Below are 25785 nucleotides of genomic sequence, written 5' to 3' on the forward strand. Positions count from 1 at the left end.
GACAGCATCCGCCCGATATCCCGTGCCCAGAGACTTCATGACGTGCGTCTTGCCGATGATCCCGGCCAACGGTCGAGGGACACGAAGACGAAGGTAGTAGGTCGATCCCCGGACGATCAGGCCAGACGATTGCCGCCGCCCAGCATTATGTGACCGTGGAGAGGGTCTGGGAGGCCGTTTGGACGGTGTGTGCGACGAGGTGGTGCTACAGCCTCGGGACGGTGAACTAACTGTAGAGGAACGCTTTTTCGACGGTCTCTTGGAGGCCGTGTGTAGCAGCGTGGTGTCAGTTTTTTCGCCTGTTTCCGACCAAACCCTTGTGGAACAAGGATTTGGTGGAGCCGAGGGGAGTCGAACCCCTGACCTCGTCATTGCGAACGACGCGCTCTACCAACTGAGCTACGGCCCCGTTTCCAGCGTGGGATCGGGTTTCACAGGCGTGGCGGACATAGAAGGCGGGCGGGCGTGGTGTCAACGGGCTTGTGCGCGCAAAGCGCGCAGGTCGGATACGGCCGTTGTCGGAGCAGGGGCGAACAGGCTAGAAGCGCCGATCCAAGCAGGAGTTACCGTTCATGGGCTATGCGCTCGTCTGGTTGATCAACACCATCATCAGTCTGATGATCTGGTTCATCATCGCCCAGGCCATTCTGAGCTGGTTGGTGGCGTTCGACGTCGTCAACTATCGCAACCGCTTCGTCTATTCGGTCGGGACCTTCCTGGACCGGGTCACCGCGCCGTTGCTGGAGCCGTTCCGCCGCATCATTCCGAACCTGGGCGGCATCGACATCTCGCCCATCGTGGTCATCCTGCTGCTGCAGTTCATCAGCGTGCTGTTCAACCGCACGGCGGCGCCGGCCCTGATCCAGTTGCTCGGCTGAGGCGACACGGCGGGCCGAAATCTGATGCAAGAGGGTTGATCCGCTCTTGCGCCGCGCGCCTTCCTTTCTAAAGGTGCCCGCCCGACCACTTTCGACCACGGTTCATGACCTCGATCACCACAGTCGCCATTCTGGGCGCCGGACAGATGGGCGCAGGCATCGCGCAGGCGGTCGCGCTCGGGGGCTATTCGGTTCGCCTTTATGACGTCGTCCCCGACCGGCTGCCGCTGGCGCAGGGCGAGATCGCGGCCAGCCTGGCGCGTCACGTCGGACGCGGACTGGTCGACCAGGCCGCGGCCGACGCAGCCCTGACCCGCATCACGACAAGCGACGTGATGGCCGAGGCCGTCGCCGGCGCCGATCTGGTCATCGAAGCGGCGCTGGAAGATGAGGCCGTCAAGAAGGCCATCTATGCTCAGGTGGTGCCGCACCTGGGGCCTCAGACGCTGCTGGCGTCCAACACCTCGTCGATCTCGATCACCCGCCTGGCGTCTTCGACGGACCGGCCGGACCGGTTCGTCGGCCTTCACTTCATGAAGCCGGCGCCGGTGATGAAGCTGGTGGAGATCATCCGCGGTATCGCCACCTCGGCCGAGACCCATTCCGCCGCCGTCGCCTTCGCCGAAAGCCTGGGCAAGACCACGACGGACGCCGAGGATTTTCCCGCCTTCATCGTCAACCGCATCCTGGTGCCGATGATGAACGAGGCCATCTTCGCCCTGTATGAAGGGGTCGGCAATGTCGCCTCGATCGACAAGGCGCTGCGCCTGGGCGCCAATCATCCGATGGGCCCGCTGGAACTGGCGGACTTCATGGGTCTGGACGTCGTCCTGGCCATTATGAACGTGCTGTATGACGGCCTGGCCGACAGCAAGTACCGCCCCTGCCCGCTGCTGGTGAAATATGTCGAGGCCGGCTGGCTGGGCAGGAAGAGCGGCCGCGGCTTCTATGACTATTCCGGCGCGGCGCCGGCGCCGACGCGATGAGACGGTTCGAGAGCTATTCCGATCTGCCGGGTCAGGCGACCATCGCCGCGCGGCCTGGGCGGACGCCTCGGATTCTGGCCTGTTTGGCCGGCGCGGCCTGGCCGCCCCTGTGGTTGACCCTCCCCTTCTGGCGGCCCCACGCCTATCTGCCGGGCCGCGACATGGACTGGCGGCTGGTGGTGATGCTGATCGGCCTGATCACCGTGCCGCTGGCGCTGTATCGCGTGCTGAGCGAGCGCAAGCGCGACGGCCGGCCCGGCACGCGGTTGGGCGTCGTCTGGCGCTTCATGATGTACGGCGGCCTGGCGGCGGCCCTGGTTCAGATTGTCGTCGCCCTGGGCATGAGCGTGATGGGATGGTTCGAGGCCGGCGATGTCATGCAGGCCCTGGGCGCCACCGAGACGACGCTGCTGATCTTCGGCGTCGGCGGCCTGCCCATCGCCATGATCGTGGGCGTCAGTTACGCCCTGTGGGCCGGATTGTGCGCCGCCTTCATCGCCTTCGAGGCGCGGCCGGCGGTCAAGGACAGACTGGGCCTGATGCCCAAAAGGTGAGACGCAGGGTTGGCGTCCGCGCCTGACGCCTAGTTCGAGGATTAGGGGATCCGAGAATGACCATGGACGACACGGACAAGGCTGCGGCGGAGATCCTGTCGCCCGTCGCGGCGACCTCGCGCATCGCCAGCCTGGACGTCATGCGGGGCCTGGCGGTGCTGGGCATCCTGGCCGTCAATGTCGTCTCGTTTGGCCTGCCGGTCATGGTCTATCAGGATGCGAGCCTGAGCCCGTTTCCGGTGATCGGCGCCAACGCCGTGGCGCGCTGGACTATGGATGTCTTCTTCCACCAGAAGTTCATCACCCTGTTTTCGATGCTGTTCGGGGCCTCGATCTATCTGGTCGGGGGCGAGCGGGGCGATGCGGCGCGTGGCAAACTGCTGCGACGCCGCCTGTTATGGCTGGCCGTCATCGCCCTGATCCACGGCCTGGCCTTCTGGTATGGCGACGTGCTTCTGCTCTACGCCTGGTCGGGCCTGTTCGTGATGCTGATGCGGTCGATGCGGGCCGGGACGTTGATCGGGATCGGCCTGGGCGTGACCCTGTTGCTGGGCGCGATGCAGGCGGGCGCGACCTGGCTGATGGTCGCCGGGCCGCCGGCGATCACCGAGGCGATGAACCAGGGCGGGCCGCATTACACCGCCGCCATGGTGACGGAGTCGATCGCCGCCTATCGCAGCGGCTGGGCCGGGGCGATGGGCCAGAACCTGCAGAACTGGCTGCTGCTGCAGGGCGCAAGCCTGACGATGTTCGTCTTCTCGACCGTGGCCCTGATGATGTTGGGACTCGGTCTGTTCAAGGCCGGCGTGTTCAGCGGCCGGGCGCCCAATGGGGTCTATGTCGCCTTGATCGCTGTCGGCGGGGGCTTGCTGGCCCTGCTGGGCGTGCTGGAATGGCGCGAGGCCATGGCCCCGGCCGGAACCCACCCGACGCGCGGCCTGGCGGAGGTCGTCGCCTCCTTCCCCATCTTCGTCACCCTGGCCTATGTCAGCCTGATCGTGCTGGCGACGACGCGAGGGGCGGCGTGGATCACGGCGGCGCTGCGGCCGGCGGGGCAGATGGCCTTCACCAACTATCTGACCCAGACCCTGATCATGACGTCGATCTTCTACATGCCGTGGGGGCCGCGCCTGTTCGGACGCGCCGACTATGTGCAGATGTGGGGCCTGGTTCTGGCGATCTGGGCGCTGCAACTGATCTGGTCGCCGCTGTGGTTGTCGCGGTTCAGCATGGGGCCGCTGGAGTGGGTTTGGCGCTGTCTGACCTACGGCCGTCGCGTACCGATTTCAAAAGGCGCCTGACGGCGCTTTTATCGCAGGCGCGAAGCGATTAACTGAGGGCCATGGCCGCCCCGGATACTCCCGCCGAAACCTTCAAGCGCGCGCTGGGTCATGCCGCGCGGGCGCTGGCCGAACAGCCCGAGTTGGAGGTGGTGTTCGGGTCGGACGGGCCCAAACTGTCGAACGGCGTCCTGACCCTGCCCCATCCGCCGCGCGATCCGTCCGGGCCCGAGAGCGCGTCCCTGCGCGGCCAGGCCGACCGGCTGGCGCTGCGTCTGGCCAATCACGATGCGGCGGTGAATAGCCGGATGCGGCCGGCGGACGCCAAGGCGGCCGAGGTCTTCGACGCGGTCGAACAGGCGCGGGTTGAGGCCTTCGGATCGGAACATCTGGCCGGGGTGCGCGACAATCTGGGCGCCGCCCTGATCACGCGACTGGAAAAGACCGGCGCCCTGCGCATCAGCGACGCCGACCGCGTGCCCGTGTCCGAGGCCGTGGCCCTCCTTGTCCGCGAGCGGCTGACCGGACGCTCCGTCCCCGATGGCGCCAAAGCCATGCTGGATCTGGTGCGCGCCAACATCGAGGCCAAGGCCGGCGCCAAGCTGGACGCCCTGGCCGGCACGGCGGGCGATCAGGAAGGCTTTGCGCTGAAGATGCGCGAGGTGCTGCGCGCCCTGGACCTCGACCCCGGCGATGGGCGCGGCGAAGATACGTCCGAAGAGGCCGGCGACGAAGAGCCCGATCCTCAGGACCCCGCGGCTGACGACGATCAGGACGAGCAGGAAGAGCAGGACGGCGGCGAAGGCTCCCAGTCGATGGAGGGCGACGCCGATGATCAGTCTTCCGAGCAAGAACGTGAAAGCCGCCCCGAAGGCGCGCCCGCCGATCCTGACGGCGAAGGCGCCGACGATGGCCCTGAACTCCAGGAAGGCCAGCAGCCGAACCGTCAGCAGACGGCCGACGACGGCCGCGCGGTTGATTTCTACCGCGTCTTCACCACCGCCTTCGACGAGGTTGTGGACGCCGCCGACCTGTGCGACCCGGTCGAGCTGGACCGGCTGCGCGCCCTGCTGGACGGCCAGCTGGCCATCCTGTCCAGCGTCGTGTCGCGCCTGGCCAACAAGCTGCAACGCCGGCTGCTGGCGCAGCAGAACCGCTCCTGGGTCTTTGATCTGGAAGAGGGGATGCTGGACACGGCGCGGCTGACCCGGATCGTCACCGATCCGACCGCACCCCTGTCCTTTAAGGCCGAGAGCGAGAGCCCGTTCCGTGATACGGTCGTAACCCTGTTGCTGGACAACTCCGGCTCGATGCGCGGGCGGCCGATCATGGTGGCGGCGGTCTGCGCCGACATCCTGGCGCGGACGCTGGAACGCTGCGGCGTCAAGGTCGAGATCCTGGGCTTCACCACGCGCGCCTGGAAGGGCGGACAAAGCCGCGAGGCCTGGATCACCGCCGGCAAGCCGCAAAATCCGGGCCGCCTGAACGACCTGCGCCACATCATCTACAAGGCCGCCGACGCGCCTTGGCGCCGGGCCAAGAAGAACCTGGGCCTGATGATGCGCGAAGGTCTGCTGAAGGAGAATATCGACGGCGAGGCCCTGCAATGGGCGCACGGCCGCCTGTTGGCCCGCACCGAACAGCGCCGCATCCTGATGGTCATTTCCGACGGGTCTCCGGTCGACGATTCGACCCAGTCGGCGAATGCGGCGCTCTATCTGGACAAGCACCTGCGCCAGGTCATCGCCGAGATCGAGGATCGCTCGCCGGTCGAACTGTTGGCCATCGGCATCGGCCATGACGTGACCCGCTGGTATCGCAAGGCCCTGACCATCGTGGATGTGGAACAGCTGGCGGGGGCCATGACAGAAAAGCTGGCCGAACTGTTCGAGAACGAGGGGGCGGCGGGTCCCACCCGTCGCACCAAGCGAAAGCTGGCGGCATGAGCCGTTTCGGCCGGCTGGCCAGTGTCTGGATCGCCCTGTCGCTGTCGGCCTGCGCCGCCTCGCTGGGCGCGCCGCGTCCTTATCCGTTGTCGTCGGACGGCTGGACGCCCCAGGTCGCGGAACTGCGAAGCGTCAGCCTGGGCCTACCCGGCGGCACGCAGCTGGCCGACGGCGTGACGTTCGCCGGCGGCCTGCAGATTAGCGCCGCGCCGACCTCCCCGCTGCACAGCATGTCGGACCTGAAGCTGACCGGCGACGGCGGCTTCGTCACGGTATCAGACACCGGCGATCTGGTGTGCGGCGACATTCGCCTTGACGCCCGGGGGCGGCTGGTCGGCCTGGATCACTTCCGCTCACGTCGGCTGACGCTTCAGGACGGCGCCGCGATTTCCGACAAGTCGGACGGCGACGCCGAGGGCCTGGCCATCACCCCCTCCGGCGATCTGCTGGTCAGTTTCGAGCGGCGTCACCGCATCTGGAACTACGGCCCGTTGTCGGCGCTGAAGACCCAGCCGACGCCGGTGCGGTCACCCGACTTCGCCTTCACCGAGAACGACGGCATGGAGGGGTTGGCGACGGCGTCGGGCGGCTGGCGCGTCTCTGGCGAGGCCGGCGGCGTCTGGGACTGCGCGGCGGCGAGATGCACGGTCGTGACCGCGCCACCGGCAACCCCCATCCCCGACAGCGAATACCGCATCACCGGTCTGGATCGCGATCCGTCCGGCGCCGGATGGTTCGTGATCCAACGCCTCTACCGGGCGCCCATCGACATGCGCGCACGCGTACGCCGCATGGCTCCTGACGGAACGCTGGGGCCGGTGTTGATCGAGCTGAAACTGCCCGGCACGACCGACAATTTCGAAGGGATCGCCGCAGAGACGCGCAACGGCGGGACGCGCCTCTACATCCTGTCCGACGACAACTTCAATCCAGCCCAGCGCACCCTGATGATGGCCTTCGACCTGCGCTAGGCGTCAGGCCGCGCCGGCCCACTGCGTCGGTTGCGAGCTCGATTCATCGGCTTGCAGGGCGCGCACGAAATCATCGCGCCATATGCCGACGTCGGTGGCGCGAACCACATCCATCAGGGCTTCCCATTTCCGGATACGCTCGGCCAGCGGCATGGTCAGCGCTTTCTGGATGGCGTCCGACAGTTCCTCACGACTGTAGGGATTGACCAGCAGCGCTTCGCCCATCTGTTCGGCTGCACCAGCGAAGCGCGACAGGATCAGCACGCCGGGATCGTCCGGGTTCTGGGCGCAGACATATTCCTTGGCCACCAGATTCATGCCGTCACGCAACGGCGTCACCAGACCGACCCGCGCCGCGCGGTAGATGCCCGCCAGCTGATCCCGGCGATAGGTGCGGTTCAGATAACGGATCGGTTGCCAGTCCATGTCGGCGAAGGCGCCGTTGATCCGTCCCGCCAGGGCGTCCAGCCGCGAACGAATGTCTTGATAACTGTCCACGTCGTCGCGCGAGATCGGCGTGACCTGCAACAGGAAGACCTCGCCCCGCATGGAGGCGTTGTCGTGCAGGAACTGTTCGTAACCCAGCAGCCGCTCTTCCAACCCCTTGGAATAGTCCAGTCGGTCCACGCCCACGATCATCGAGCGGAAGGCCGACGACGCCGCCATCCGGTCATAGGTTCGCGCCCCAAGCGCAGAGTTTCGCGCCGCCAGGAAACCGTCGACATCGATGCCGATGGGGAAGACGCCGGTCTGGACCATGCGCCCGAAACACTCCAGCCCGCCGGTTCCGTCCAGCTCACCCTGAGCCTCTGACACCACATAGTCGGTGAACAGATCGCTCCATTCCTGGGTGTGGAAACCGATCAGGTCGAAGTCGAACATCGACTCCACCAGCCGCCGGTGATGCGGCAGCGTCACCAGCAACTGCCGCGCCGGCCAGGGCGTGTGCAGGAAGAAGCCGATCCGGTTGCGAACGCCCAGGCGGCGCAGATCCCGCGCCATCGGGATCATGTGATAGTCGTGGATCCAGATCATGTCGTCCGGCTGGATCAACGGCGCCAGCGCCTCGGCGAAGCGCCGGTTCACCCGCTCATAGCCCTCGCCATAGGACCGCTCATATTGGGCCAGGTCGATGCGGTGGTGGAATAGCGGCCACAGCGTCTTGTTGGCGTAGCCGTTGTAGTATTCGTCGACGTCCTGCCCCTCCAGATCGACCAGCCCCACGGTGACGCCGGCCCGATCCTCGATTTTCACCTCGCCGGTGTAGTGATCCACCCGCTCGCCCGACCAACCGAACCACAGGCCGTCGTATTTTCTGAGGGCGGCGGACAGGGCCATGGCTAGGCCGCCGGCAGACCCGGCGGCGGGGTCGGTCGGGGCCGAAACCCGGTTCGAAACAACGATCAGGCGGCTCATGACTTCACTTCACACGGCGACCCCAGCCCCGGGGTCCAGACATTAACGCACATCGGTCCAGGAACGGCTCAACAGCACGGCGCAATTGATGATGCCGACTAGGGAATAGGTCTGCGGATAGTTGCCCCACAGCTCGCCATCGTCGATCGAGATGTCTTCGCTCAACAGCCCTGCCGCCGTCCGCCGGCTCAGCATCTCCTGGAAGATGGTGCGCGCTTCCTCGATGCGGCCGTTCTGGTGCAGGGCTTCGATGAACCAGAAGGTGCAGAAGTTGAAGGCGGTCTCCGGCTCCCCGAAGTCGTCCGGCTCGACATAGCGGAACAGGTGGCTGCCCTTCTTCAGGTCGCGCTCGATGGCGTCGAAGGTGGCGACCTGACGCGGATCGTGCGCCTCCAGGAAGCCCAGATCGGTCATCTGCAGCAGGGAGGCATCCAACTCGCGGCCGCCAAAGCTGGCGGCGAATCGACCCTCATCAGGCAGATAGGCCTCGGCTTCGATCCGCTGACGGATGATCTGCGACCGCTCACGCCAGAAGGCGGCACGATCCGGCAGGTTCAAATGGTCGGCCGCCTTGGCCAGACGGTCGCAGGCGGCCCAGCACATGACGGACGAATAGGTGTGGACCCGCGCAATGGTGCGGAACTCCCACAGGCCCGCGTCGGTCTGATCGTGCATGGCGAAGGCGCGCTCGCCGATCGCCTCCAGCGCGTGGAAATCCTCCAGCGTACCCGGACGCAGGAGCCGTGCGTCATAGAAGGCCTGGACCAGAGGCAGCACGATCTGTCCGTAGACGTCGTGTTGCAGATGTTCGTGCGCCTGATTGCCGATCCGCACCGGCTTCATGCCGCGGTAGCCCTCGACGCTGTCGATGATGCTCTCGCCGATTCCAGGCTCCAGGCCCACGCCATAGACCGGCTGGACATGACCGCCGGCGGAATCGTCGACCAGATTCCTCAGATAGACGAGGTAGTTCTCGAGGATGTCGACCGCACCCAACCGGTTCAGCGCCCGCACCGTGTAATAGGCGTCGCGGATCCAGCAGTAGCGATAGTCCCAGTTGCGCCCGCTTTCCTTGAACTCGGGCACCGAGGTCGTCATGGCGGCGACGATGGCGCCGGTCTCTTCATAGGCGCACAGCTTCAGCGTGATCGCCGCTCGGATCACAGCCTCCTGATAATCGAGCGGCAGATAGAGTTTGCGCACCCAGTCCTGCCAATAGGCGACCGTGCGATCCAGCGCGCCCTGAACGCCGTGTCCGACATCCTGGTCGTAGCCCTCGTCCGGGCCCAGGAAGAAGGCGTGCGATCGCTCCAGCCGGAACACGCGCTCCTCCAGCACATGCGACACGGAGCAATCGGTCGTCAGGCGGAAGGTGACGTCGGCGCACATGTAGCGGATGTGGTTGGATCCGGAGGTGTGCGGCGCCGGGCGCGCGCCCCAGTCTGTCGAGGGCCGCAACCGCACACGGATGCGCGGCGTGCCCGACAGCGGCCGGATGATGCGGGCGAAAGCCAGCGGCCGATAGGTGCGCGAGTGCTTCGGATGGCGTGGGGCGAAGTCGATGATCTCGGCTGACGATCCGTCCTCGGCCGTCATCACCGTGCGCAGAACCGGCGTGTTGCGGACATAGGCCTGATCGATCGACTTCACGTCCTCCATCTCGACGGCCCAGAAGCCGTGCTCGGGCACCATGCCGTCCATCAGGGCGGAAAAGACCGGGTCGCCGTCCACGCGCGGCGCGCAGGCCCACACAAAGCGTCCCTGACGGTCGATCAGGGCGCTGACGCCGCAGTTGCCGATGGGAAACAGATCCAGATTGGGCTTCATCGGTTCAGGCCTTCGCTACGGCTTCAAGCCAGGTGAGCACAGCATCCACATCGTCCAGCCGGTAACGCGCTGCCGTCTCGCGCTCGGGGCCGACCAGCACGCCGTATCCGCCCAGCGCCGCCGCAGCCTCGAACCCATATTCGTCGGTCAGATCGTCGCCCAGCATGACCGGGACCGCGCCCTTGAACGGGGCCTCCTGCATGAAGGCCGTGACGGCCGTGCCCTTGTCGGCGCCGGGTGTCTTCAGCTCCAGCACCATATGGCCGGGTTGGAGCGTCAACCCTGTTTCGGCCTGAAGCTCTGCGGCCAGTCCCTTGGCGGCGCCGGCTTCATCCGGCGCCTGGCGATAGTGCAGACCGACGGAGACGCCCTTGTCTTCGACGATCACGCCGGGGCGATCGGCGGCGAACGCCTCGAACGCGTCCAGCGCCTGGGCGACGCCGGCGTCGGGCGTCTTGCGTTCAATGGAGCCGTCCTTCAAACGCCGCTCCAGGCCATGCACGCCCGAGCCCGAGACAAGAGCATGATCCGAAATGCGGTCGATCTCGGCGATGGTGCGACCGCTGACGATGGCGACGCGGCCCGCAAGTCGCGCCTCGACAGCCTTCAACGCCGCCGTACGACGTGCGGTCGGCGCCACCGCATCGGGCGTCGGCGCCATCGGGGCCAACACGCCGTCCATGTCCAGGAACAGCGCGATTCCGTCGGCGACGACAGGCGGTGTCGGAAGCAATAGCGAAGCGGCTCCGGCATGAGACGGCATTGACGATCAAACTCTTTGTTTTAGTTCCCCGGCCGGCGTAACGCGCCAGAGCGGCAAAGGTTGACCAGAAACCGACAAAGTCGTCTGAAAGGGAGGCGGCGCGCGAAACGCACTCACGGCGGATCGCGCTCGTCGAAGAAGGAGAGCCCGGCTGCGGGCCAGGAAACAATGACCGAGATCGCTCACTCGACCCCCGACGACATCGCCGTGATGACAGACCGCGCCCGCGAGGTTGTGCGCCTGAACATCGAAGCGCTGGAGGCGCTGGAACGCTCGATCGACGTTTCGCTGGCCCGCGCGGTGGATGTCATCATGAGCCGGCCGGGCTATGTCGTCGTCACCGGCATGGGCAAGTCGGGCCATATCGGCGGCAAGATCGCCGCCACCCTGGCCTCCACCGGCACCAACGCCTTTTTCGTCCACCCGGCCGAGATGAGCCATGGCGATCTGGGGATGCTGCGGCCTGACGTGACGGTGCTGGCCATCTCCAATTCGGGCGAGAGCCGCGAGCTGCGCGATCCGCTGATCTATTGCCAGCGCAACGGCATTCCCGTGATCGCCATCACGCAGCGGCCGGCCAGCTTCCTCGGCCGCAACGCAGCGGTCTGCCTGACCATGCCCAAGGTCGCCGAGGCCTGCCCCAACGGCTTGGCGCCGACCACCTCGACTTTGATGACCCTGGCCCTGGGCGATGCCTTGGCCATGGTGCTGATGGATCGCCGCGAGTTCACGGCCATGGACTTCGGCCTGCACCACCCCGGTGGGGCCCTGGGCATGAGCCTGCAAAGCGTGCGCGAATGGATGGGCGACAATGCCGCCGTCCCGGCCAGCGTGCCGTTGAACGCCAGCTTCGGCGATGTGGTCTCGGCGATCACCGAGGGCCGAAAGGGTGCAGTGGCTGTCCTGGACGCCGATGGCGCGCTGGCGGGCATCGTCACCGATGGCGACCTGCGGCGGGCCTTCCAGCGCGACACCACCCATCTGACAGCGGCCGATATCATGGGCGCCAACCCCATCACCGTGGATCCGGATGCGCGCATGAGCGACGTCGTCGATCTGTTGACCGCCAACAAGATCGCCAATCTGTTCGTGGTCGAGGACAGCAAGCCTACAGCCATCGTCCATATCGCCGAACTGATGCAGGCCGGCTACGTCGCCTAGTATGCGCATTCTCTACGACGCCAGCCGGCTGATGAGCCGGGCCGAACGGTCGGCGCCGACGGGCGTGGACCGGGTGTGTCTGGCCTATGCCGAATGGCTGCTCGCCTCGCCCGATGTCACGACGATCCCGGTGCGTGGCCGCAAGAACCGCCTGGTCGCCGTCGAGATCGGCTGGTTCCGGCGGTTCGTGGCCGACCTGCGCGCCAAATGGAACGGCGCCGCCAGCACGGCGGCCGACCTGGCGCACGAGCAGCGGCTGCTCGCCGCCCTGACTGCGGAACGACGGCCGGCCGCCTCGGTGCTGTGCCCGGCGCCCGCGCCCGAGAAGGAGAAGCCCGCCGACAAGACGCGCGTGTTCAAACAATTCTTCCGTTCGCGACACGCCGCCCCGCTACCGGCGGCCGATCTGTATCTGACCGTCGGCCACACCACCCTGCATGAGCCGACGGCGCTGGAAGAATTGAAGGCCGCCGGGATCGAACGCGTCGTGCTGCTGCACGACCTGATCCCCGTCACCCATCCTGAGTTCTGCCGACCTGGCGACGGCGACAAACACCATGCGCGGGTCTCAAATACCCTTCGCCTGGCCAGCCGGATCATCGTCAACTCCGCCTATACGGGTGATGAACTCCGCGCCTTCGCCGAGCGCGAGGGCCTGCCCCTGCCGCCAGTCCACGTCGCCCATCTGGGGCTGGAGCCAGCCTTCATCGCCGGCGACGCGATTGAGGCGCCGCGCCCCTATTTCGTCCACGTCGGCACGATCGAGGCGCGCAAGAATTTGGCTCTGCTGTTGACGTTATGGCGGCGACTGGAAGAACGGATGGGCGATCAGACGCCGTCCCTGGTGCTGGTCGGTCGCTACGGCTGGGAGAACGAGGCGGTGCTGGACCACCTGCAGCGCTCGCCTAATCTGCAAGGGGTTGTTCATCAGGCGGCGAACCTGTCCGATGCTGTCTTGGCCAGGCTGATGCGCGGGGCCCGCGCCATACTCGCCCCGTCCTCCGTCGAGGGCTTCGACCTCCCCGCCGTAGAGGCGTGCGCCATGGGCCTGGCGCTGATCGCCTCCGACATCCCGCCCCACCAAGAGCTGACGCCGAACGCCGAACTGATCGATCCGCTCGATGGCCTCGGCTGGCTAACCGCCATCGAGCGTGCGACGCTTGTGGATCCGCCGGCGCCGTCCTCCTATCAGGCGCCGTCCTGGACCGAGCATTTCCGCATCGTCGCCGACGCCATCGGCCTTCCGCCCGTTTCGCCACTGGCGAGCGCGCCCAAAGGCTTGTAATCAATCCGCGAACGAGGGCTATCCAGCTTCATGACGCGCACCATTCTGCCGCTTGCCATTGTCGCCATTCTCGGCGGCTGCTCTACCCTGCCGCGCGACGGACCGTCGGGCGCCTCTGTCAATGCCGGGGCCACGACCGCCTCTGCTCTGGGCAGCTATGCGCTGGTGCCGCTGACGTTCGAAGCGACCGAACGGATGAAGCAGGTTCCGCCGCAGTTCTTCGGCAGTCTCGCCGCAGGATCGAGCGATCAGCCCGCTGACGTGATCGGCGAAGGCGATACCCTGGCGATTTCGATCTTCGATCCGTCGGGCGCGCTGTTCGGCGGAACCCTGGGCGCCGGCTCCGCGTCGGGCCGAAACGCCGCCACCATGTCCGGCGGCAATCAGGCGCTGCCCGGTGCGACGGTCGATCGGTCAGGCTCAGTGACCATACCTTTCGGCGGTCAGGTTCGTGTTCAGGGCCTCACATCCACCCAAGCGGCGGCGGCGATCCGGCGCGCCCTGGTTGGCAAAGTCGCAAACCCGCAGGTGCTGGTATCCATTGCCGGCAACGCTTCCAACACGGTCAACGTGCTGGGCGACGTGCGCCAGCCGGGTCGTGCGCCGCTGGGCGTCAACAGCGACCGCATCCTGGACGTGATCGCCGCGGCCGGCGGCTCCGCCCGCACCACGGACGACCTGACCATCTCGATCCAGCGCGAGGGCCGCACCTACACCGCGCCACTGTCGGCGGTGACCACCGAGTTTGGCGAGAACGTGCGTCTGCAGCGCGGCGACGTGGTCAATGTTCAGTACAAGCCCCGTCGTTTCTCGACCTTCGGCGGCCTGAACGCCGTGGCTCAGGTGGACATGCCGGCCGGTCCCGTGACCCTGACCGGCGCCCTGTCCAAGGTCGGCGGCCTGAACACCAATACGGCCAATGCGCGTCGCGTTCTTATCTTCCGCTTCGAACGTCCCGAAGTCGCGCAGGCGCTGGGCATCAACCAGCCGGCCACCCCGCGCGGCGTGCCCGTCGTATACGAGTTGGACTTCAGCGACGCCGCCAACGTCTTCGCCGCCACCAACATGGAGGTCATGCCCGAGGACGTGATCTATGTGCCCCTGGCCGGCGCCGCCGAGATGCGCAAGTTCTTCGAGGTCGTTCAGAGCCTGACCCGCGTCGTCTATGACGTGTCGGTGACCAGCACGCTCAACAACAACTGACGTCATGGCCAGACGGCGGGCGCTGCTTTCGGGACTGTTTTCACGCAAGTCGCCGGCTGCGCCCGCCGAGGACACGATGAACCCGTTCGAGCGGCCGACCAGGTTGGAGCCGGAAGAACCCGACGCCCTTAGCCTGGCCTTGGCGGAAATCGAAGCCGGGGCGCTGGAAATCTACGCCCAGGCCGGCCTTCCCACCCAGCCGGGCCATTATCGCCGCGATCCCGACACAGGGGACTGGGTTTTCATAGCCCGCCATATTGAGCCATCCGAACGCTTCGCCCTGGCCCTGCGCTATCCGCCCGAACAGGGCTGGCGCTTCGCCCGGCTGGAGGATTTGGGCGCGCGGTCGGACCACGAGGATGTTCAGGCCGCTGCGCGCCTCATGGGCGATGTCGCGACCTTGCGGGCGTCTCGGCGCACCGTTCTCACGCAGGAACATCTGCTGACGGCCATGGAGCTGGGCGCCGCCTGGCGCGCCCTGCGCGATGCGCAGGCTTTTCGCACATCTCGTCTGACCCTGTCCGTACCAGAGCCCGCACGTCCCAAGGCGCTCAAGGGCGACAAGCCGCAAAAGCCGCGCTAGAGAGCCCGCCTCCCCGAACTGCAGGCTCCTCCCATGTCCGACACCCCTGAATATCCGCCCGAAGATCAGCCCGTCGGTCGCATCATCGCCATGCCCGCCGACACCAACCCCGAAGGCGACATCTTCGGCGGCTGGCTGCTGGCGCAGATGGACCTTGCGGGCGCGACCCCGGCCTTCGAACTGGCCTGCGGGCGCTGCGCCACCGTGGCGCTGGACGGCATGGTGTTTCACCAGCCCGTCTCGGTCGGCGACGAGGTCAGCATCTATGCCCACGTCATCGGCTCGGGCCGCACCTCAATCCGCGTTCGGGTCGAGGCCTGGAAGCGGGCGCGGGGCCAGCCCCAGGCCGCTTCGGTGCGCGTGACCCAGGGCGTCTTCACCTATGTCGCCATCGATGAAAACCGCAAACCCCGCACTCTGCCCGGCAAGGCGTAACGCGCGGCAAGAGGCGCAAATCTTGACCTAGCGCCGGGGCGGGCCTACGTCCCGGCCATGGCCATTCGACGCATCCTCACCATCGACAACGCCGCCGACCTGGCGATCCTGAAGCAGGTATCCAAGCCCGTCGCGGCCGTGGACGACGCCGTCCGCGCCCTGATGGATGACATGCTGGAGACGATGTATGACGCGCCGGGCATCGGCCTGGCCGCCGTGCAGATCGGCGCCCTGGACCGCGTGATCGTCATGGACCTGGGCGACAAGGACGGCGTGGTTTGCGAGACCGAGGAAGAGGCGGCCGAGAACGCCGAGGCGCGCAAGAACCCGCGTTTCTTCGCCAACCCGGAAATCCTGTGGACCTCGGACGAGCTCTACACCTACGAGGAAGGCTGCCTGTCGATCCCCGAGTACTTCGACAAGGTGGAACGCCCGGCCCGCGTCCGCATTCGCTATCTGAACCGTGACGGTCAGTCGGTGGAGGAAGAGGCCGAGGGTCTCTACGCCGTCTGCATCCAGCACGAGATGGACCACCTTAACGGCGTGCTTTTCATCGACCATTTGTCGCGTCTTAAGCGAGACCGCGCCGTGACCAAGGTCAAGAAGGCCGCCCGCGACAGGATCGCCGCCTGATGACCAAGATCGTCCGCCCCGAACGTATCGAACGCGCTGCGCGCCGGATCGCGCCGTCGATCCCGCGCGGCCGCTCGCTGATCATCGATTCCTCGGGCCGTCGTCGCCTGACGCGCAGCCAGAAGGTCGGCGTCGCGGGCGTCGCCACCCTGGCCGGCGTGGCCCTGCTGGGCGTTGTCGCGGGCCTGCTGCTGGACCGTCTGCTCGATTTCGACGACGCGCTGGACGCAGGCGGCGAGTGGGACGAGGGCGGCGGCGTCTTCACCCGCTGGCAGTAAGCGGCCTAAACCACTTTCCTGAAGAGCATGATTCACGCTCCAGCCTGATCCGCATTGCGGTTCCGTCCGAAACGATCATGCTCTAAAGGCGTGCCCATGCGCCTTGCCTTCATGGGAACTCCCGACTTCGCCGTGCCGTCCCTGGCCGAGCTGATCGCCTCGGGTCACGAGATCGTCGCTGTCTATTCACAGCCTCCGCGTCCCAAGGGTCGTGGCCAGAAGCTGACGCCGTCGCCTGTCCACGCCTTCGCTGAGACCATGGGCCTGCCCGTCTTCACGCCCGAAAGCATGAAGGACGCCGAGGCGATCGACACCTTCAGAAGCCTGGATCTCGATGCGGCCTGCGTCGTCGCCTACGGCCAGATCCTGAAGACCGAGGTGTTGGAGGCGCCGCGCCTGGGCTGTCTGAACCTGCATGGCTCGCTGCTGCCGCGCTGGCGCGGGGCCGCCCCGATCCAGCGCGCCATCATGGCCGGCGACAAACAGACCGGCGTCCAGATCATGCAGATGAGCCTGGGTCTGGACGAAGGCCCCATCCTGCTAAGCGAACTGATGGACATTCTACCCGACGACACGGCCGCCAGCCTGTCCGAACGAATGGCCCATATCGGCGCGGGCCTTTGGCCCCGCGCGCTGGCGGCCATCGAGCGGGGCGGCGTCACGCCGTCGGAACAGATCGGAACGCCGACCTACGCCAAGAAGATCACCCCGGCCGAGGCCCGGATCGACTGGACCCGCCCCGCCGCCGAGGTGGATGCCCACATCCGCGGCCTGTCGCCCTTCCCCGGCGCTTGGTTCGAAGCGCCGTCCGAGGCTGGCCCGGTGCGGATCAAGGCCCTGCTGTCGGCCTTGGCAGACGGATCGGGCGCGCCTGGAACCGTGCTGGACGACGCCCTGACCGTGGCCTGCGGCGACGCCGCCCTGCGTCTGATCCGTGTCCAGCGTGAGGGCAAGGCGGCGCAATCGGCCGAGGAGATGCTGCGCGGCTTTCCCCTCCCGGCCGGGACCGTTCTCGGCTGATGCCGCGCTACAAGCTGACGATCGAATACGACGGCACGGCCTACAACGGCTTCCAGGCCCAGGACGGCCAGCCGACGGTTCAGGGCGCGCTTGAGGCGGCGATCCACGCCTTTTCCGGCGAGCGGATCCGCATCGCCGCCGCCGGCCGCACCGACACCGGGGTCCATGCGACGGCCCAGGTCATCCATGCCGATCTGGACCGCGACTGGCCCGTCAATACGGTGCTGAACGCAATGAACGCGCATCTGGTGCGCCAGGACGTCTGCGTCCTGTCGGCCGAATATCCACCCGATCCCGACTGGCACGCCCGCTTCTCCGCCACCGGCCGCGGCTATCTCTACCGCATCCTGAACCGCCGCCCCCAGCCCGTGCTGGAGCGAGACCGGGTGTGGCACGTCAAGAAGACCTTGGACGCCGAAGCCATGCATCACGCGGCCCAGGTCCTCGTCGGCCACCACGACTTCACCACCTTCCGCGATGTCGGCTGCCAGTCCAAATCGCCGGTCAAATCGCTGGACGTGGCGCGCGTCACTCGGTTCGGCGAGGAGGTGCATCTGGTGTTTCAGGCGCGCAGCTTCCTGCATCGCCAGGTCCGGTCCATGGCCGGCACCCTGGTCGAGGTGGGGCTGGGTCGCTGGAGCGCCCACGACGTCCAGGCCGCGCTGGAGGCGAAGGACCGCGCGCGGTGCGGCCCCGTCGCCCCCTCGGCAGGGCTCTATCTCAGCGGCGTGCGCTACGACTGAACCCCGCCTGGGGTCTGGTCAGCCGCGCTGCTGGACCAGGACCTCAGCGATCTGGACCGCGTTCAGGGCCGCGCCCTTCCTCAGATTGTCGTTGGAGACGAACAGGGCCAGGCCGTGCTCGACCGTCGGATCGGGGCGCACCCGGCCGACGAAGACCGGGTCCTGACCCGACGCCTCCAGCGGATTTGGCACGGCCGTCACCACCACGCCGGGCGCCTGGGCCAGCAGGTCCAGAGCCTGAGCCGCCGACAGCGGGCGCTCGAACTCGACGTTGATCGACAGCGAATGGCCGGTGAAGACCGGCACCCGCACGCAGGTGCCCGAAACCGGCAGGCCAGGGATTTCCAGGATCTTGCGGCTTTCGTCGCGCAGCTTCAGTTCCTCGTCGGTGTAGCCGTCTTCGCCGAGCGCATAGTTCAGGGCCACGACGTTCGCGGCGATCGGCACGACCCACTTCTCTGGCGCGCCGAAGTCCACGGCCCCGCCGTCGCGCGCCAGGGCCGCGCCCTGCCCCACGGCAGCGCGCGACTGGTCCTCCAGCACGCGAATGCCCTCGATCCCCCCGCCCGAGACGGCCTGATAGGTGGAGACCGTCAGACGCTTCAGCCCCGCCGCGTCGTGCAGGGGCTTCAGCACCGGCATGGCGGCCATGGTGGTGCAGTTGGGGTTGGCGATGATCCCCTTGGGCAGATTGGCCAGGGCGTGGGGGTTCACCTCGGCCACGACCAGCGGCACCTGGGGGTCAGACCGCCAGGCCGAGGAGTTGTCGATCACCACGGCCCCGGCCGCCGCCACCTTGGGCGCCAGAGCCTTGGACGTCTCGCCGCCGGCCGAGAAGAAGACGATGTCCAGCCCGGCGTAATCCGCCGTCGCCGCATCCTCGACCACGATGTCGGTCTCTTCGAAGCGGATGGTCTTGCCCGCCGACCGTGCCGAGGCGAACAGGCGCAGCGAAGCCAGCGGGAAATTCCGCTCAGCCAGCAGGCCGCGCATCATCTCGCCGACGAGGCCGGTGGCGCCGACGATTCCCACGTTGGGCGGGCTGGACGGGGAAAAGGACATTCAGGCGTCTCCTGGAAGGATGGAGGCGCGGGGTTCAGCCAGTTCGACCGCCCCGCGCATCGGCGGGGCTTGGGATCGGGGTTGTCGCTAGACCGCGCGCGCACCCGAAACCGCCCCGCCGAAGCCGGTGGTTTTCGAGGTCATCGCTTTAATCGGGCGCATGGTCACGGCGACGCTCTCTAAGGGTGAGAAACGGTCGTGTAAACGGGCAGTGACGAAGGAATTCGCGCAAAGAGAAGGAGAACGGCCCCGCACACGCAATAAAGCCGCCGCCCCTAAGCCCTCCCACCCGTCATCCTCGGGCTTGACCCGAGGATGACGGGTGAAAGTTTCAGACCTTCGATAGGATCAGCGTGCCGTTGGTGCCGCCGAAGCCGAAGCTGTTGGACATGACGTGGGTCAGTTCGCCGTCGTGGCGCTGGCGCAGGATCGGCATGCCTTCGAACGCCGGATCGAGATTTTCGATATGGGCGCTTTCGGCGGCGAAGCCGTTCTGCATCATCAGCAGGCAGTAGATGGCTTCCTGGGCGCCGGCCGCGCCGAGCGAGTGACCGGTCAGCGACTTGGTCGACGAGATCATCGGCATCTGGTCGCCGAAGACGGCGCGCACGGCCTCCATCTCCTTGGCGTCGCCCACGGGCGTCGAGGTGCCGTGCGGGTTCAGATAGTCGATCTTCGGATTGCCGGCCTGTTCCAGCGCGATCTTCATGCAGCGCTGGGCGCCCTCGCCCGAGGGGGCGACCATGTCGTAGCCGTCGGCGTTGGCGCCATAGCCGGTGACTTCGGCATAGATTGTCGCGCCGCGCGCCTTGGCCCGCTCATACTCTTCCAGCACCACGATGCCGGCGCCGCCGGCGATGACGAAGCCGTCGCGGTTGGCGTCATAGGCTCTGGAGGCGACCGACGGATTGTCATTGAAGTCCGACGACATGGCGCCCATGGCGTCGAACATGTTGGACATGGACCAGTCGATGTCCTCGCAGCCGCCGGCGAAGACCACGTCCTGCTTGCCCCACTGGATCTGTTCGACCCCGGCGCCGATGCAGTGGGCGCTGGTCGCGCAGGCCGAGCTGATCGAATAGTTGATGCCGCGCATCTGGAACCAGGTCGACAGCACCGCCGACGGGCCCGACGCCATCGCCTTGGGCACCGCGAACGGGCCGATGCGCTTGGGCGCGCCCTTTTCGACCGTGGTCGCGGCCGCCTGCAGGATTACCTGGGTCGAGGGACCGCCCTCGCCGACGATCAGGCCGATCCGGTCATCCTTGATCTCGTCCGCCGTCATGCCCGACGACTTCAGCGCCTCTTCGAAGGCGATGTGGCCCCAGGCGGTGCCATTGGCCAGGAAGCGCGCGGCCCGACGGTCGACCAGCTCTTCCCACGGGCCGATCTTGGGCGGCGCCCAGACCTGGCTGCGGAAGCCGTATTTGGCGTGGTCGGGAGCATGGACGACGCCCGAACGGGCTTCACGCAGGGATTGGGTGACCTCCTCGGCGCCGTGGCCGATGGAAGAGACAATGCCCAGGCCGGTGACGACGACACGACGCATGGTGTTTCCTTCTTGATGCTTCCTGGTCCGAGGACCGTCCGCCTTGTTCGCGGTTATATAGGGGCGTTAACCGCCCGCCGCTTCATCCTTGGCGCCGAACAGGCCGACCCGCATGTCGTTGCAGGTGTAGATGACTTGGCCGTCGGCCTCCAGCACGCCGTCGGCGATGCCCATAACCAGCTTGCGGTTGATGACGCGCTTCAGGTTGATCTTATAGACTACCTTCTTGATGTCCGGGGTGACTTGGCCGGTGAACTTGACCTCGCCGACGCCCAGCGCGCGGCCGCGGCCGGGACCGCCGATCCAGCCCAGATAGAAGCCGACTAGCTGCCACATGGCGTCCAGGCCCAGGCAACCCGGCATGACGGGGTCGCCGATGAAGTGGCACTGGAAGAACCAAAGGTCAGGATGGATGTCGAGTTCGGCCTCGACATAGCCCTTGCCGTGCTCTCCGCCGTCCGCATTGATCGTGGTGATGCGGTCGAACATCAGCATCGGCGGGGCGGGCAGCTGGGCGTTGCCGGGACCGAACAGCTCGCCGCGGCCCGAGGCCAGCAGGGCCTCATGATCGAAGGACGAAGGATATTGGGACTGGGTCAAGGCGCTTCCGTTTCTTGATACGTTGCGCGCGGGTTACACGACCGCGCCGCTTCGCTCAACAGCGTGCGGTCAGTTGCGACCCGTGCCCGCGGGGCGATTGGCGTTGCACAGCGCCCGCTCCTGGGTGCCGAACACGGCCCGCTGCGCCACAAAACCCTCCAGTCGGCGCGCCCGGACCTTGCACCAGCCCTCTTCGCATTCGTCCAGCATCACCAGCGCGCGCGGTGACAGACGCGCGCGCACCGACGCCGTCTCGGATCGGCCCGACCGGATCGGCACTTCCTCGGCGGTCGTGTTGAAGACATAGCGACGGCCCGACGACACCGTGCGGTGGATCCAGGCGACGGCGCCGTCCGGGTCGCAGATCTTGCGCCATTCGGTCGTCTCGGCGATCACCTGAACCGGCAGGCCGGCGGCCCGGTATTCCCACAGGATCGGATAATCCAGCCCCGGCCCCTGGCGCGCGCGGACGTGCGAGGACTTCAGCGAAATCCAGCGCGGCACCTCAAGCCCGGTCGGCGTCGGGCGTCCGTCGGGCATGGTCGCGCCGGCGCTGGCCATCACGCCGAGGCCGAGAATGGCTCCAACGAGGGCGATGCGGCGTCGCAGGCTTTGGAAGATGGCGGCGGCTTTGCTAGACACTGATTGGAACGACCCGTCGCGCGGGCTTTGATCCGTCTGAATCGCCGCCCGCTAACCAAGGCCGAGAATGTCCCCCCGCAAGCTTAAGGTCGTATTAACCAGACGCCTGCCCGACGCGGTCGAGACGCGGATGCGCGAGTTGTTCGACGCCGAACTGAACCTGAAGGATCAGCCGATGGACCGCGCCGCGTTGCAGGCCGCCGTCCAGCGGGCCGAGGTTCTGGTGCCCACCATCACAGACGTCATCGACACCGACTTGATCAATGGCGCAGGCGAGCAGTTGAAGATGATCGCCAACTTCGGCGCCGGGGTGGATCATATCGACGTCGATGCGGCCGTGGCGCGCGGCATCATCGTCACCAACACCCCCGGCGTCCTGACCGAGGACACCGCCGACCTGGCCATGAGCCTGATCCTGGCCGTCAGCCGCCGCATCGTCGAAGGCGCCCAGGTGGTGGCCGAAGGCCGGTTCGAGGGCTGGACCCCGACCTGGATGTGCGGACGCAAACTGTGGGGCAAGCGGCTGGGCATCGTCGGCATGGGCCGGATAGGCCAGGCCCTGGCCCGCCGCGCCAAGGCCTTCGGGCTTCAAGTTCACTATCACAATCGCAAGCCCATCCCGGCTCTGATCGAGGAAGAGCTGGGCGCGACCTACTGGGACGATCTGGACCAGATGCTGGCGCGGATGGACATCGTCTCGCTGAACTGTCCGGCGACGAAGGACACCCACCATCTGCTGTCGGCCGAGCGCCTGGCCCGGCTGCAGCCCCACGCCATCCTGATCAACACCGCGCGCGGAGAACTGATCGACGAGGCGGCCCTGGCCCAGGCGGTGGCCATGCGCGCTCTGTCCGGTGTCGGCCTGGATGTGTTCGAGAACGAGCCCGCGATCCATCATGGCCTGTTGGGCCAATCCAATGTCGTGCTGCTGCCCCACCTGGGTTCCGCCACCCTGGAGGCGCGCCAGGACATGGGCGACCGCGTCATCGCCAACGTCATGACCTATCAGAACGGCCACCGGCCGCCTGACCGTGTCATCCCCGCAATGCTCTAGGCCGGCAATGCCCTAACCGGCCGCCAGCAACCGCTCGGCCGCATCGGGATATTTCTGCACCAGCCGCGCCGCCCAGTCGGCCTTGAGCGGCAGCGGCGCGCGCACCTCGCGAATGCGGCGTTCGACCAGGGCGGCGGCCTCGCGGTGTGAGGGCCAGTCCATCAGAAACGCCAGCGCCGTCTCGACATCAGCATAGGTCGCCGCATGGGCCAGGGCGCGGTCCAGCGCCTCCACATCGTCGAAGTCCGGCAGGCGCGCCAGATAGGCCCGCAGCACCGGCGCCGACAGGTCGCGTTCGAACATCGCCCAGCGCAGGTCCTGCGCCTCGTCCTTGCGCCCCTCGGCTTCCAACAGGTCGATCGAGGTCGCCTCCCACGCCGGGGTCAGGACCGGCGGTCCTTCCTGCGGCGATCGCCCGAAGGTCCAGCGCCGGTTGCCCGCCGAGGGTTTCAGCGCCGCCTCCAGCGCCTGACGCGCTTCTGGAATGCGATCGGCGACCAGCAGCCGCTTGGCCATCACCGCAGCGAAATCCGGCGAGCCCCGTTCCTCCGCCGTCGTCATGGACAGCCACAGGTCCAGATCGCCCGCCCGATCCGCCAGCCGCCGCACGACCGTTCGCATGCCGCGCGCGCTGGATGCGGTATCGAGATGACCCAGAAGCCTCTTGGCCAGGTCCCCCGTCAGATCGTCGCCGCCGGCCCCAATCCAGCGAGCATATTCGAGCGGTTGCCGCGCCACCGCCTCCGCCAGTAGACCGACTGTGCTTTCGTCCGTCCGAAGCGCAGCCTCGGCGATCCGCCACAGGTCCGAGGCCGCCGTTTCGAACGCGTCGGCCAGTTCGCCCTTCTGATCCTTGACCCGCGACGCCAGGCCGCGAAACAGATCGAACCAGCCGATTAATCGCTCCAACCCCATCGCCGGCGCGGCCTCGGCCAGATCCTCGACGATTGCAGCTCGCAGAATCTGCAGATCGCGCAGCAGGTCCGGCCGCTTTCGCCATGACACGCGCGCGCGGCTGGCCGCGACGGTCGTCAATCGCTTGTCGATTTCCAGGGCCAGCAGATCCGGCCCCGCCTCGGCCGCCATCACCAGCCTGAGCCGCCGCTTCACGATCGCATCCGCATCCGCCGCCTGCATCAGCAGTTCGCCCAGACGCTCAGCCCCCAAGCCGCTTAGATTTGCGGCGTTCAGCCGTTTGGGCGAGGCGGGACGTCGGGCCATCGGGCCTCCTTTTCACAAGTCTGTCGGACCGAACTCACACGGCTGTCGAAAACCGCTGGCAGGGGAGGAACCGTCGTAAACGCGCTTCGTTTCCGGCGTCCTGATCGAGGAAGTGTGCGTTGGACTCCTACTACTGCATCGTCAACCTACCCGGCGTTCCGGTGCGGGACATCAGCGTCCTCGACGCAACGAACGACACGTCGGCCAATCAGGCGCTGGAGGGGATCGCCCGCAACTGGGTCGGATTCGAAACTTTGTATCTCTATTGCGGCGAGCGTCTGGTGACTGTGCTCAGCAATCCGGCGCTGGGCTTCGCTCCGCCCCTACCCGGCCTGGATTTGGCTGACCTGGATTTGGCCGACATCCGTTTCGCAACGGCCGCCTGAGCGTCAGCCGCCGCAGACCGGGCATTCCGGCTCGGCGGCGACCCGCACGGTCCGCGCCGAGCCCGCGAGTCCGTCATACAGCATCAGCCGTCCGGTCAGGGCCTCGCCCGCGCCGGTGATCAGCTTGATGACCTCCAGCGCCGCCATCGACCCGATCACGCCGGTCAGGGCGCCCACCACGCCGACGCGCGCGCAGGTCTCCGCATCCGGCGGGATTTCGGACACCAGGCATTGATAGCAAGGCCTGCCCGCAAACACCCCGATCTGCCCGTTCCACCGACCAAGCGCCCCCGACACCAGCGGCTTGCCCGCCGCCACGCAGGCCGCATTGACCCACATCCGGGTCTGGAAATCATCGGTCCCATCCAGCACGATGTCGAACGCTGCGATCCGCGCCGCCGCATTCTCGGCGGTGATCCGCTCGGCGAAGGTTTCGACCGCGACATAGGGATTGAGGCCGACCAGCCGTTCCGCCGCCGCCTCGACCTTCGACCGGCCAACCTGCGCCGTCGAAAAGGCGATTTGCCGCTGAAGGTTGGAAAGGCCCACCACATCGTCGTCGATCAGGCCCAGCGTCCCCACGCCCGCCGCCGCGAGATAGAGCGCCGCCGGCGACCCCACGCCGCCCGCGCCGACGATCAGCACCCGCGCGCGCTTCAGCGCCTGCTGCCCCGGTCCGCCCACTTCGGACAGCACCAGATGGCGCGCATAGCGTTCGACTTCGTCTTCGGAAAAGATCACCGCCCTATCTAGCGCCGCAGAGGTTCCGGCGCGAGGGGGCCGTCGCCTATCGCCTCAGGCGACCATCCGCACGTGTTCGCACGACAGCAGCTTTTCCAGATCAGCGCTGGACAGATCTCTCAGGCGTCGTCCGCGCAAGGTGTCGGCGGCCTGCTGGGTGCTGAGGGCGCAAAGCCGTGCGGGTTCGCGCATTCGCCGCTGCATGACGGGCCGATCATCCAGGACGCGGATATTGTGATGACGCGGGTCTTTCCAGAGGCGCGACATCAAGCGGTCCAGGTCGGCACGGGCGCCTTCGATCACCTGGGCCGCCTCGCCTTCGTGGAACAGCAGGGCGCTGCCAATCTCATCACGGCGATTGTTGCGCTCCGACGCGCCGATGATTTCGGCAAGCGATTGGATCGTGTGGTTGGCGCCACCGATCATTTCACTCACGAAAACGACGCGATAAAGCAAAACCTGTCCCTCGATGTCAAAGAACCGCGAAAGCGGATTGCGCCTTCTAGCCAAATTTGGGGTCAAAATAAGACAGCGTCATACCGAGGCGTGACAGACTTGATGCCGGCGC

28 protein-coding genes and 1 tRNA gene are annotated in these 25785 nt (G+C 66.8%); 17 read left to right on the forward strand and 12 right to left on the reverse strand.

Annotation, left to right across the window (positions count from 1 at the left end; genetic code table 11):
* A partial coding sequence (locus tag HNP47_RS16590) for a DUF6538 domain-containing protein (protein WP_409360160.1) occupies positions 1-372 on the reverse strand: 372 nt, incomplete at its 3' end.
* Positions 334-409: transfer RNA gene (locus tag HNP47_RS11815), tRNA-Ala, on the reverse strand. The genes HNP47_RS11815 and HNP47_RS16590, both read right to left, overlap by 39 nt.
* A 163-nt stretch (positions 410-572) precedes the next feature.
* Here HNP47_RS11815 and HNP47_RS11820 point away from each other — a divergent pair.
* The 6 genes from HNP47_RS11820 (at position 573) to HNP47_RS11845 (ending at position 6615) form a co-directional block, all read left to right on the forward strand.
* Positions 573-878, forward strand: coding sequence for a YggT family protein (locus tag HNP47_RS11820; RefSeq protein ID WP_017504977.1), 306 nt, complete (start codon positions 573-575; stop codon positions 876-878).
* Between the two features lie 104 nt (positions 879-982).
* Positions 983-1864, forward strand: coding sequence for a 3-hydroxybutyryl-CoA dehydrogenase (locus HNP47_RS11825; RefSeq protein WP_184279754.1), 882 nt, complete (start codon positions 983-985; stop codon positions 1862-1864).
* A complete protein-coding gene (locus HNP47_RS11830) occupies positions 1861-2418 on the forward strand; it encodes a phthalate transporter (protein ID WP_184279755.1) in 558 nt (185 codons plus the stop codon). Before HNP47_RS11825 ends, HNP47_RS11830 begins: the two co-directional genes overlap by 4 nt.
* A gap of 56 nt (positions 2419-2474) precedes the next feature.
* On the forward strand, positions 2475-3719 hold the full coding sequence (locus tag HNP47_RS11835; protein ID WP_184279756.1) for a DUF418 domain-containing protein: 1245 nt from the start codon (positions 2475-2477) through the stop codon (positions 3717-3719).
* Positions 3720-3760: 41 nt separating this feature from the next.
* Complete coding sequence (gene cobT / locus HNP47_RS11840) at positions 3761-5644, forward strand: cobaltochelatase subunit CobT (protein WP_184279757.1); 1884 nt, start codon at positions 3761-3763, stop codon at positions 5642-5644.
* Positions 5641-6615: an esterase-like activity of phytase family protein gene (locus HNP47_RS11845; RefSeq protein WP_184279758.1), complete on the forward strand. Its 975-nt coding sequence runs from the start codon at positions 5641-5643 to the stop codon at positions 6613-6615. Before cobT ends, HNP47_RS11845 begins: the two co-directional genes overlap by 4 nt.
* A gap of 3 nt (positions 6616-6618) precedes the next feature.
* On the opposite strand, the gene HNP47_RS11850 is transcribed toward HNP47_RS11845, so the two are convergent.
* Genes HNP47_RS11850 through otsB form a run of 3 tightly spaced genes read right to left on the reverse strand, consistent with a single transcriptional unit; the run spans position 6619 to position 10621 of the window.
* On the reverse strand, positions 6619-8031 hold the full coding sequence (locus HNP47_RS11850; protein ID WP_184279759.1) for a trehalose-6-phosphate synthase: 1413 nt from the start codon (positions 8029-8031) through the stop codon (positions 6619-6621).
* Between the two features lie 42 nt (positions 8032-8073).
* Entirely contained in the window at positions 8074-9858 is a 1785-nt protein-coding gene (locus HNP47_RS11855; RefSeq protein ID WP_184279760.1) for a glycoside hydrolase family 15 protein, read from the reverse strand.
* A 4-nt stretch (positions 9859-9862) separates the two neighbouring features.
* Positions 9863-10621: a trehalose-phosphatase gene (gene otsB, locus HNP47_RS11860; protein ID WP_260394832.1), complete on the reverse strand. Its 759-nt coding sequence runs from the start codon at positions 10619-10621 to the stop codon at positions 9863-9865.
* A 168-nt stretch (positions 10622-10789) separates the two neighbouring features.
* Here otsB and HNP47_RS11865 point away from each other — a divergent pair, with 168 nt between their 5' ends.
* From HNP47_RS11865 to truA, 9 genes are all read left to right on the forward strand, one after another.
* Positions 10790-11782 carry an SIS domain-containing protein gene (locus HNP47_RS11865; protein ID WP_184279761.1) on the forward strand — a complete coding sequence of 331 codons (993 nt, stop codon included), beginning with the start codon at positions 10790-10792 and terminating at the stop codon, positions 11780-11782.
* Between the two features lies 1 nt (position 11783).
* Positions 11784-13067, forward strand: a complete 1284-nt coding sequence (locus tag HNP47_RS11870; RefSeq protein ID WP_184279762.1) for a glycosyltransferase family 1 protein — start codon at positions 11784-11786, stop codon at positions 13065-13067.
* Positions 13068-13097: 30 nt separating this feature from the next.
* Positions 13098-14270, forward strand: coding sequence for a polysaccharide biosynthesis/export family protein (locus HNP47_RS11875; protein ID WP_184279763.1), 1173 nt, complete (start codon positions 13098-13100; stop codon positions 14268-14270).
* 4 nt (positions 14271-14274) lie between these two features.
* The gene (locus tag HNP47_RS11880; protein ID WP_184279764.1) at positions 14275-14853 is read left to right on the forward strand and encodes a hypothetical protein; all 579 of its coding nucleotides are present in this window, start codon (positions 14275-14277) and stop codon (positions 14851-14853) included.
* Positions 14854-14886: 33 nt separating this feature from the next.
* A complete protein-coding gene (locus HNP47_RS11885; RefSeq protein ID WP_184279765.1) occupies positions 14887-15288 on the forward strand; it encodes an acyl-CoA thioesterase in 402 nt (133 codons plus the stop codon).
* A gap of 57 nt (positions 15289-15345) precedes the next feature.
* Entirely contained in the window at positions 15346-15921 is a 576-nt protein-coding gene (def, locus tag HNP47_RS11890) for a peptide deformylase (protein ID WP_039243916.1), read from the forward strand.
* Positions 15921-16199 (forward strand): hypothetical protein, encoded by a 279-nt coding sequence (locus tag HNP47_RS11895; protein WP_082854149.1) that lies wholly within the window; start codon positions 15921-15923, stop codon positions 16197-16199. Before def ends, HNP47_RS11895 begins: the two co-directional genes overlap by 1 nt.
* Before the next feature lie 96 nt (positions 16200-16295).
* Complete coding sequence (gene fmt, locus HNP47_RS11900) at positions 16296-17219, forward strand: methionyl-tRNA formyltransferase (protein WP_184279766.1); 924 nt, start codon at positions 16296-16298, stop codon at positions 17217-17219.
* Positions 17219-17962 carry a tRNA pseudouridine(38-40) synthase TruA gene (gene truA, locus HNP47_RS11905; protein WP_184279767.1) on the forward strand — a complete coding sequence of 248 codons (744 nt, stop codon included), beginning with the start codon at positions 17219-17221 and terminating at the stop codon, positions 17960-17962. Before fmt ends, truA begins: the two co-directional genes overlap by 1 nt.
* An 18-nt stretch (positions 17963-17980) precedes the next feature.
* Here truA and HNP47_RS11910 read toward each other — a convergent pair whose 3' ends face one another.
* The 4 genes from HNP47_RS11910 to HNP47_RS11925 all read right to left on the reverse strand — a co-directional run bounded on the left by HNP47_RS11910 (position 17981) and on the right by HNP47_RS11925 (position 21815).
* Positions 17981-19024: an aspartate-semialdehyde dehydrogenase gene (locus HNP47_RS11910; protein WP_184279768.1), complete on the reverse strand. Its 1044-nt coding sequence runs from the start codon at positions 19022-19024 to the stop codon at positions 17981-17983.
* A gap of 331 nt (positions 19025-19355) precedes the next feature.
* On the reverse strand, positions 19356-20573 hold the full coding sequence (gene fabB / locus HNP47_RS11915) for a beta-ketoacyl-ACP synthase I (protein WP_017504958.1): 1218 nt from the start codon (positions 20571-20573) through the stop codon (positions 19356-19358).
* Between the two features lie 66 nt (positions 20574-20639).
* Positions 20640-21173, reverse strand: a complete 534-nt coding sequence (fabA, locus tag HNP47_RS11920) for a 3-hydroxyacyl-[acyl-carrier-protein] dehydratase FabA (RefSeq protein WP_055754351.1) — start codon at positions 21171-21173, stop codon at positions 20640-20642.
* 69 nt (positions 21174-21242) lie between these two features.
* On the reverse strand, positions 21243-21815 hold the full coding sequence (locus HNP47_RS11925) for an SH3 domain-containing protein (RefSeq protein ID WP_231868706.1): 573 nt from the start codon (positions 21813-21815) through the stop codon (positions 21243-21245).
* A gap of 67 nt (positions 21816-21882) precedes the next feature.
* Between HNP47_RS11925 and HNP47_RS11930 the strand changes: the two genes are divergently transcribed.
* Complete coding sequence (locus HNP47_RS11930; protein WP_184279769.1) at positions 21883-22869, forward strand: D-glycerate dehydrogenase; 987 nt, start codon at positions 21883-21885, stop codon at positions 22867-22869.
* Positions 22870-22881: 12 nt separating this feature from the next.
* Here HNP47_RS11930 and HNP47_RS11935 read toward each other — a convergent pair whose 3' ends face one another.
* Positions 22882-24090, reverse strand: coding sequence for a DUF6880 family protein (locus tag HNP47_RS11935; protein ID WP_184279770.1), 1209 nt, complete (start codon positions 24088-24090; stop codon positions 22882-22884).
* Between the two features lie 119 nt (positions 24091-24209).
* Here HNP47_RS11935 and HNP47_RS11940 point away from each other — a divergent pair, with 119 nt between their 5' ends.
* Positions 24210-24476 carry a hypothetical protein gene (locus tag HNP47_RS11940; protein ID WP_184279771.1) on the forward strand — a complete coding sequence of 89 codons (267 nt, stop codon included), beginning with the start codon at positions 24210-24212 and terminating at the stop codon, positions 24474-24476.
* 3 nt (positions 24477-24479) lie between these two features.
* On the opposite strand, the gene HNP47_RS11945 is transcribed toward HNP47_RS11940, so the two are convergent.
* Both HNP47_RS11945 and HNP47_RS11950 read right to left on the reverse strand, forming a co-directional pair.
* Positions 24480-25217 carry a molybdopterin-synthase adenylyltransferase MoeB gene (locus HNP47_RS11945; RefSeq protein WP_184279772.1) on the reverse strand — a complete coding sequence of 246 codons (738 nt, stop codon included), beginning with the start codon at positions 25215-25217 and terminating at the stop codon, positions 24480-24482.
* A 54-nt stretch (positions 25218-25271) separates the two neighbouring features.
* Positions 25272-25739 (reverse strand): BLUF domain-containing protein, encoded by a 468-nt coding sequence (locus HNP47_RS11950; RefSeq protein ID WP_311770075.1) that lies wholly within the window; start codon positions 25737-25739, stop codon positions 25272-25274.
* Positions 25740-25785: the final 46 nt, after the last annotated feature.

The organism is Brevundimonas vesicularis, assembly GCF_014204545.1.
Taxonomy (GTDB): Bacteria; Pseudomonadota; Alphaproteobacteria; order Caulobacterales; family Caulobacteraceae; genus Brevundimonas; species Brevundimonas vesicularis_B.

What these genes read in the sequence shown, in the direction of transcription:
- HNP47_RS11820 (WP_017504977.1), top strand. Translation starts at nt 573, where the DNA reads ATGGGCTATGCGCTCGTCTGGTTGATCAACACCATCATCAGTCTGATG.
- HNP47_RS11825 (WP_184279754.1), top strand. Translation starts at nt 983, where the DNA reads ATGACCTCGATCACCACAGTCGCCATTCTGGGCGCCGGACAGATGGGC.
- HNP47_RS11830 (WP_184279755.1), top strand. Translation starts at nt 1,861, where the DNA reads ATGAGACGGTTCGAGAGCTATTCCGATCTGCCGGGTCAGGCGACCATC.
- HNP47_RS11835 (WP_184279756.1), top strand. Translation starts at nt 2,475, where the DNA reads ATGACCATGGACGACACGGACAAGGCTGCGGCGGAGATCCTGTCGCCC.
- cobT (WP_184279757.1), top strand. Translation starts at nt 3,761, where the DNA reads ATGGCCGCCCCGGATACTCCCGCCGAAACCTTCAAGCGCGCGCTGGGT.
- HNP47_RS11845 (WP_184279758.1), top strand. Translation starts at nt 5,641, where the DNA reads ATGAGCCGTTTCGGCCGGCTGGCCAGTGTCTGGATCGCCCTGTCGCTG.
- HNP47_RS11850 (WP_184279759.1), bottom strand. Translation starts at nt 8,031, where the DNA reads ATGAGCCGCCTGATCGTTGTTTCGAACCGGGTTTCGGCCCCGACCGAC.
- HNP47_RS11855 (WP_184279760.1), bottom strand. Translation starts at nt 9,858, where the DNA reads ATGAAGCCCAATCTGGATCTGTTTCCCATCGGCAACTGCGGCGTCAGC.
- otsB (WP_260394832.1), bottom strand. Translation starts at nt 10,621, where the DNA reads ATGCCGTCTCATGCCGGAGCCGCTTCGCTATTGCTTCCGACACCGCCT.
- HNP47_RS11865 (WP_184279761.1), top strand. Translation starts at nt 10,790, where the DNA reads ATGACCGAGATCGCTCACTCGACCCCCGACGACATCGCCGTGATGACA.
- HNP47_RS11870 (WP_184279762.1), top strand. Translation starts at nt 11,784, where the DNA reads ATGCGCATTCTCTACGACGCCAGCCGGCTGATGAGCCGGGCCGAACGG.
- HNP47_RS11875 (WP_184279763.1), top strand. Translation starts at nt 13,098, where the DNA reads ATGACGCGCACCATTCTGCCGCTTGCCATTGTCGCCATTCTCGGCGGC.
- HNP47_RS11880 (WP_184279764.1), top strand. Translation starts at nt 14,275, where the DNA reads ATGGCCAGACGGCGGGCGCTGCTTTCGGGACTGTTTTCACGCAAGTCG.
- HNP47_RS11885 (WP_184279765.1), top strand. Translation starts at nt 14,887, where the DNA reads ATGTCCGACACCCCTGAATATCCGCCCGAAGATCAGCCCGTCGGTCGC.
- def (WP_039243916.1), top strand. Translation starts at nt 15,346, where the DNA reads ATGGCCATTCGACGCATCCTCACCATCGACAACGCCGCCGACCTGGCG.
- HNP47_RS11895 (WP_082854149.1), top strand. Translation starts at nt 15,921, where the DNA reads ATGACCAAGATCGTCCGCCCCGAACGTATCGAACGCGCTGCGCGCCGG.
- fmt (WP_184279766.1), top strand. Translation starts at nt 16,296, where the DNA reads ATGCGCCTTGCCTTCATGGGAACTCCCGACTTCGCCGTGCCGTCCCTG.
- truA (WP_184279767.1), top strand. Translation starts at nt 17,219, where the DNA reads ATGCCGCGCTACAAGCTGACGATCGAATACGACGGCACGGCCTACAAC.
- HNP47_RS11910 (WP_184279768.1), bottom strand. Translation starts at nt 19,024, where the DNA reads ATGTCCTTTTCCCCGTCCAGCCCGCCCAACGTGGGAATCGTCGGCGCC.
- fabB (WP_017504958.1), bottom strand. Translation starts at nt 20,573, where the DNA reads ATGCGTCGTGTCGTCGTCACCGGCCTGGGCATTGTCTCTTCCATCGGC.
- HNP47_RS11930 (WP_184279769.1), top strand. Translation starts at nt 21,883, where the DNA reads ATGTCCCCCCGCAAGCTTAAGGTCGTATTAACCAGACGCCTGCCCGAC.
- HNP47_RS11935 (WP_184279770.1), bottom strand. Translation starts at nt 24,090, where the DNA reads ATGGCCCGACGTCCCGCCTCGCCCAAACGGCTGAACGCCGCAAATCTA.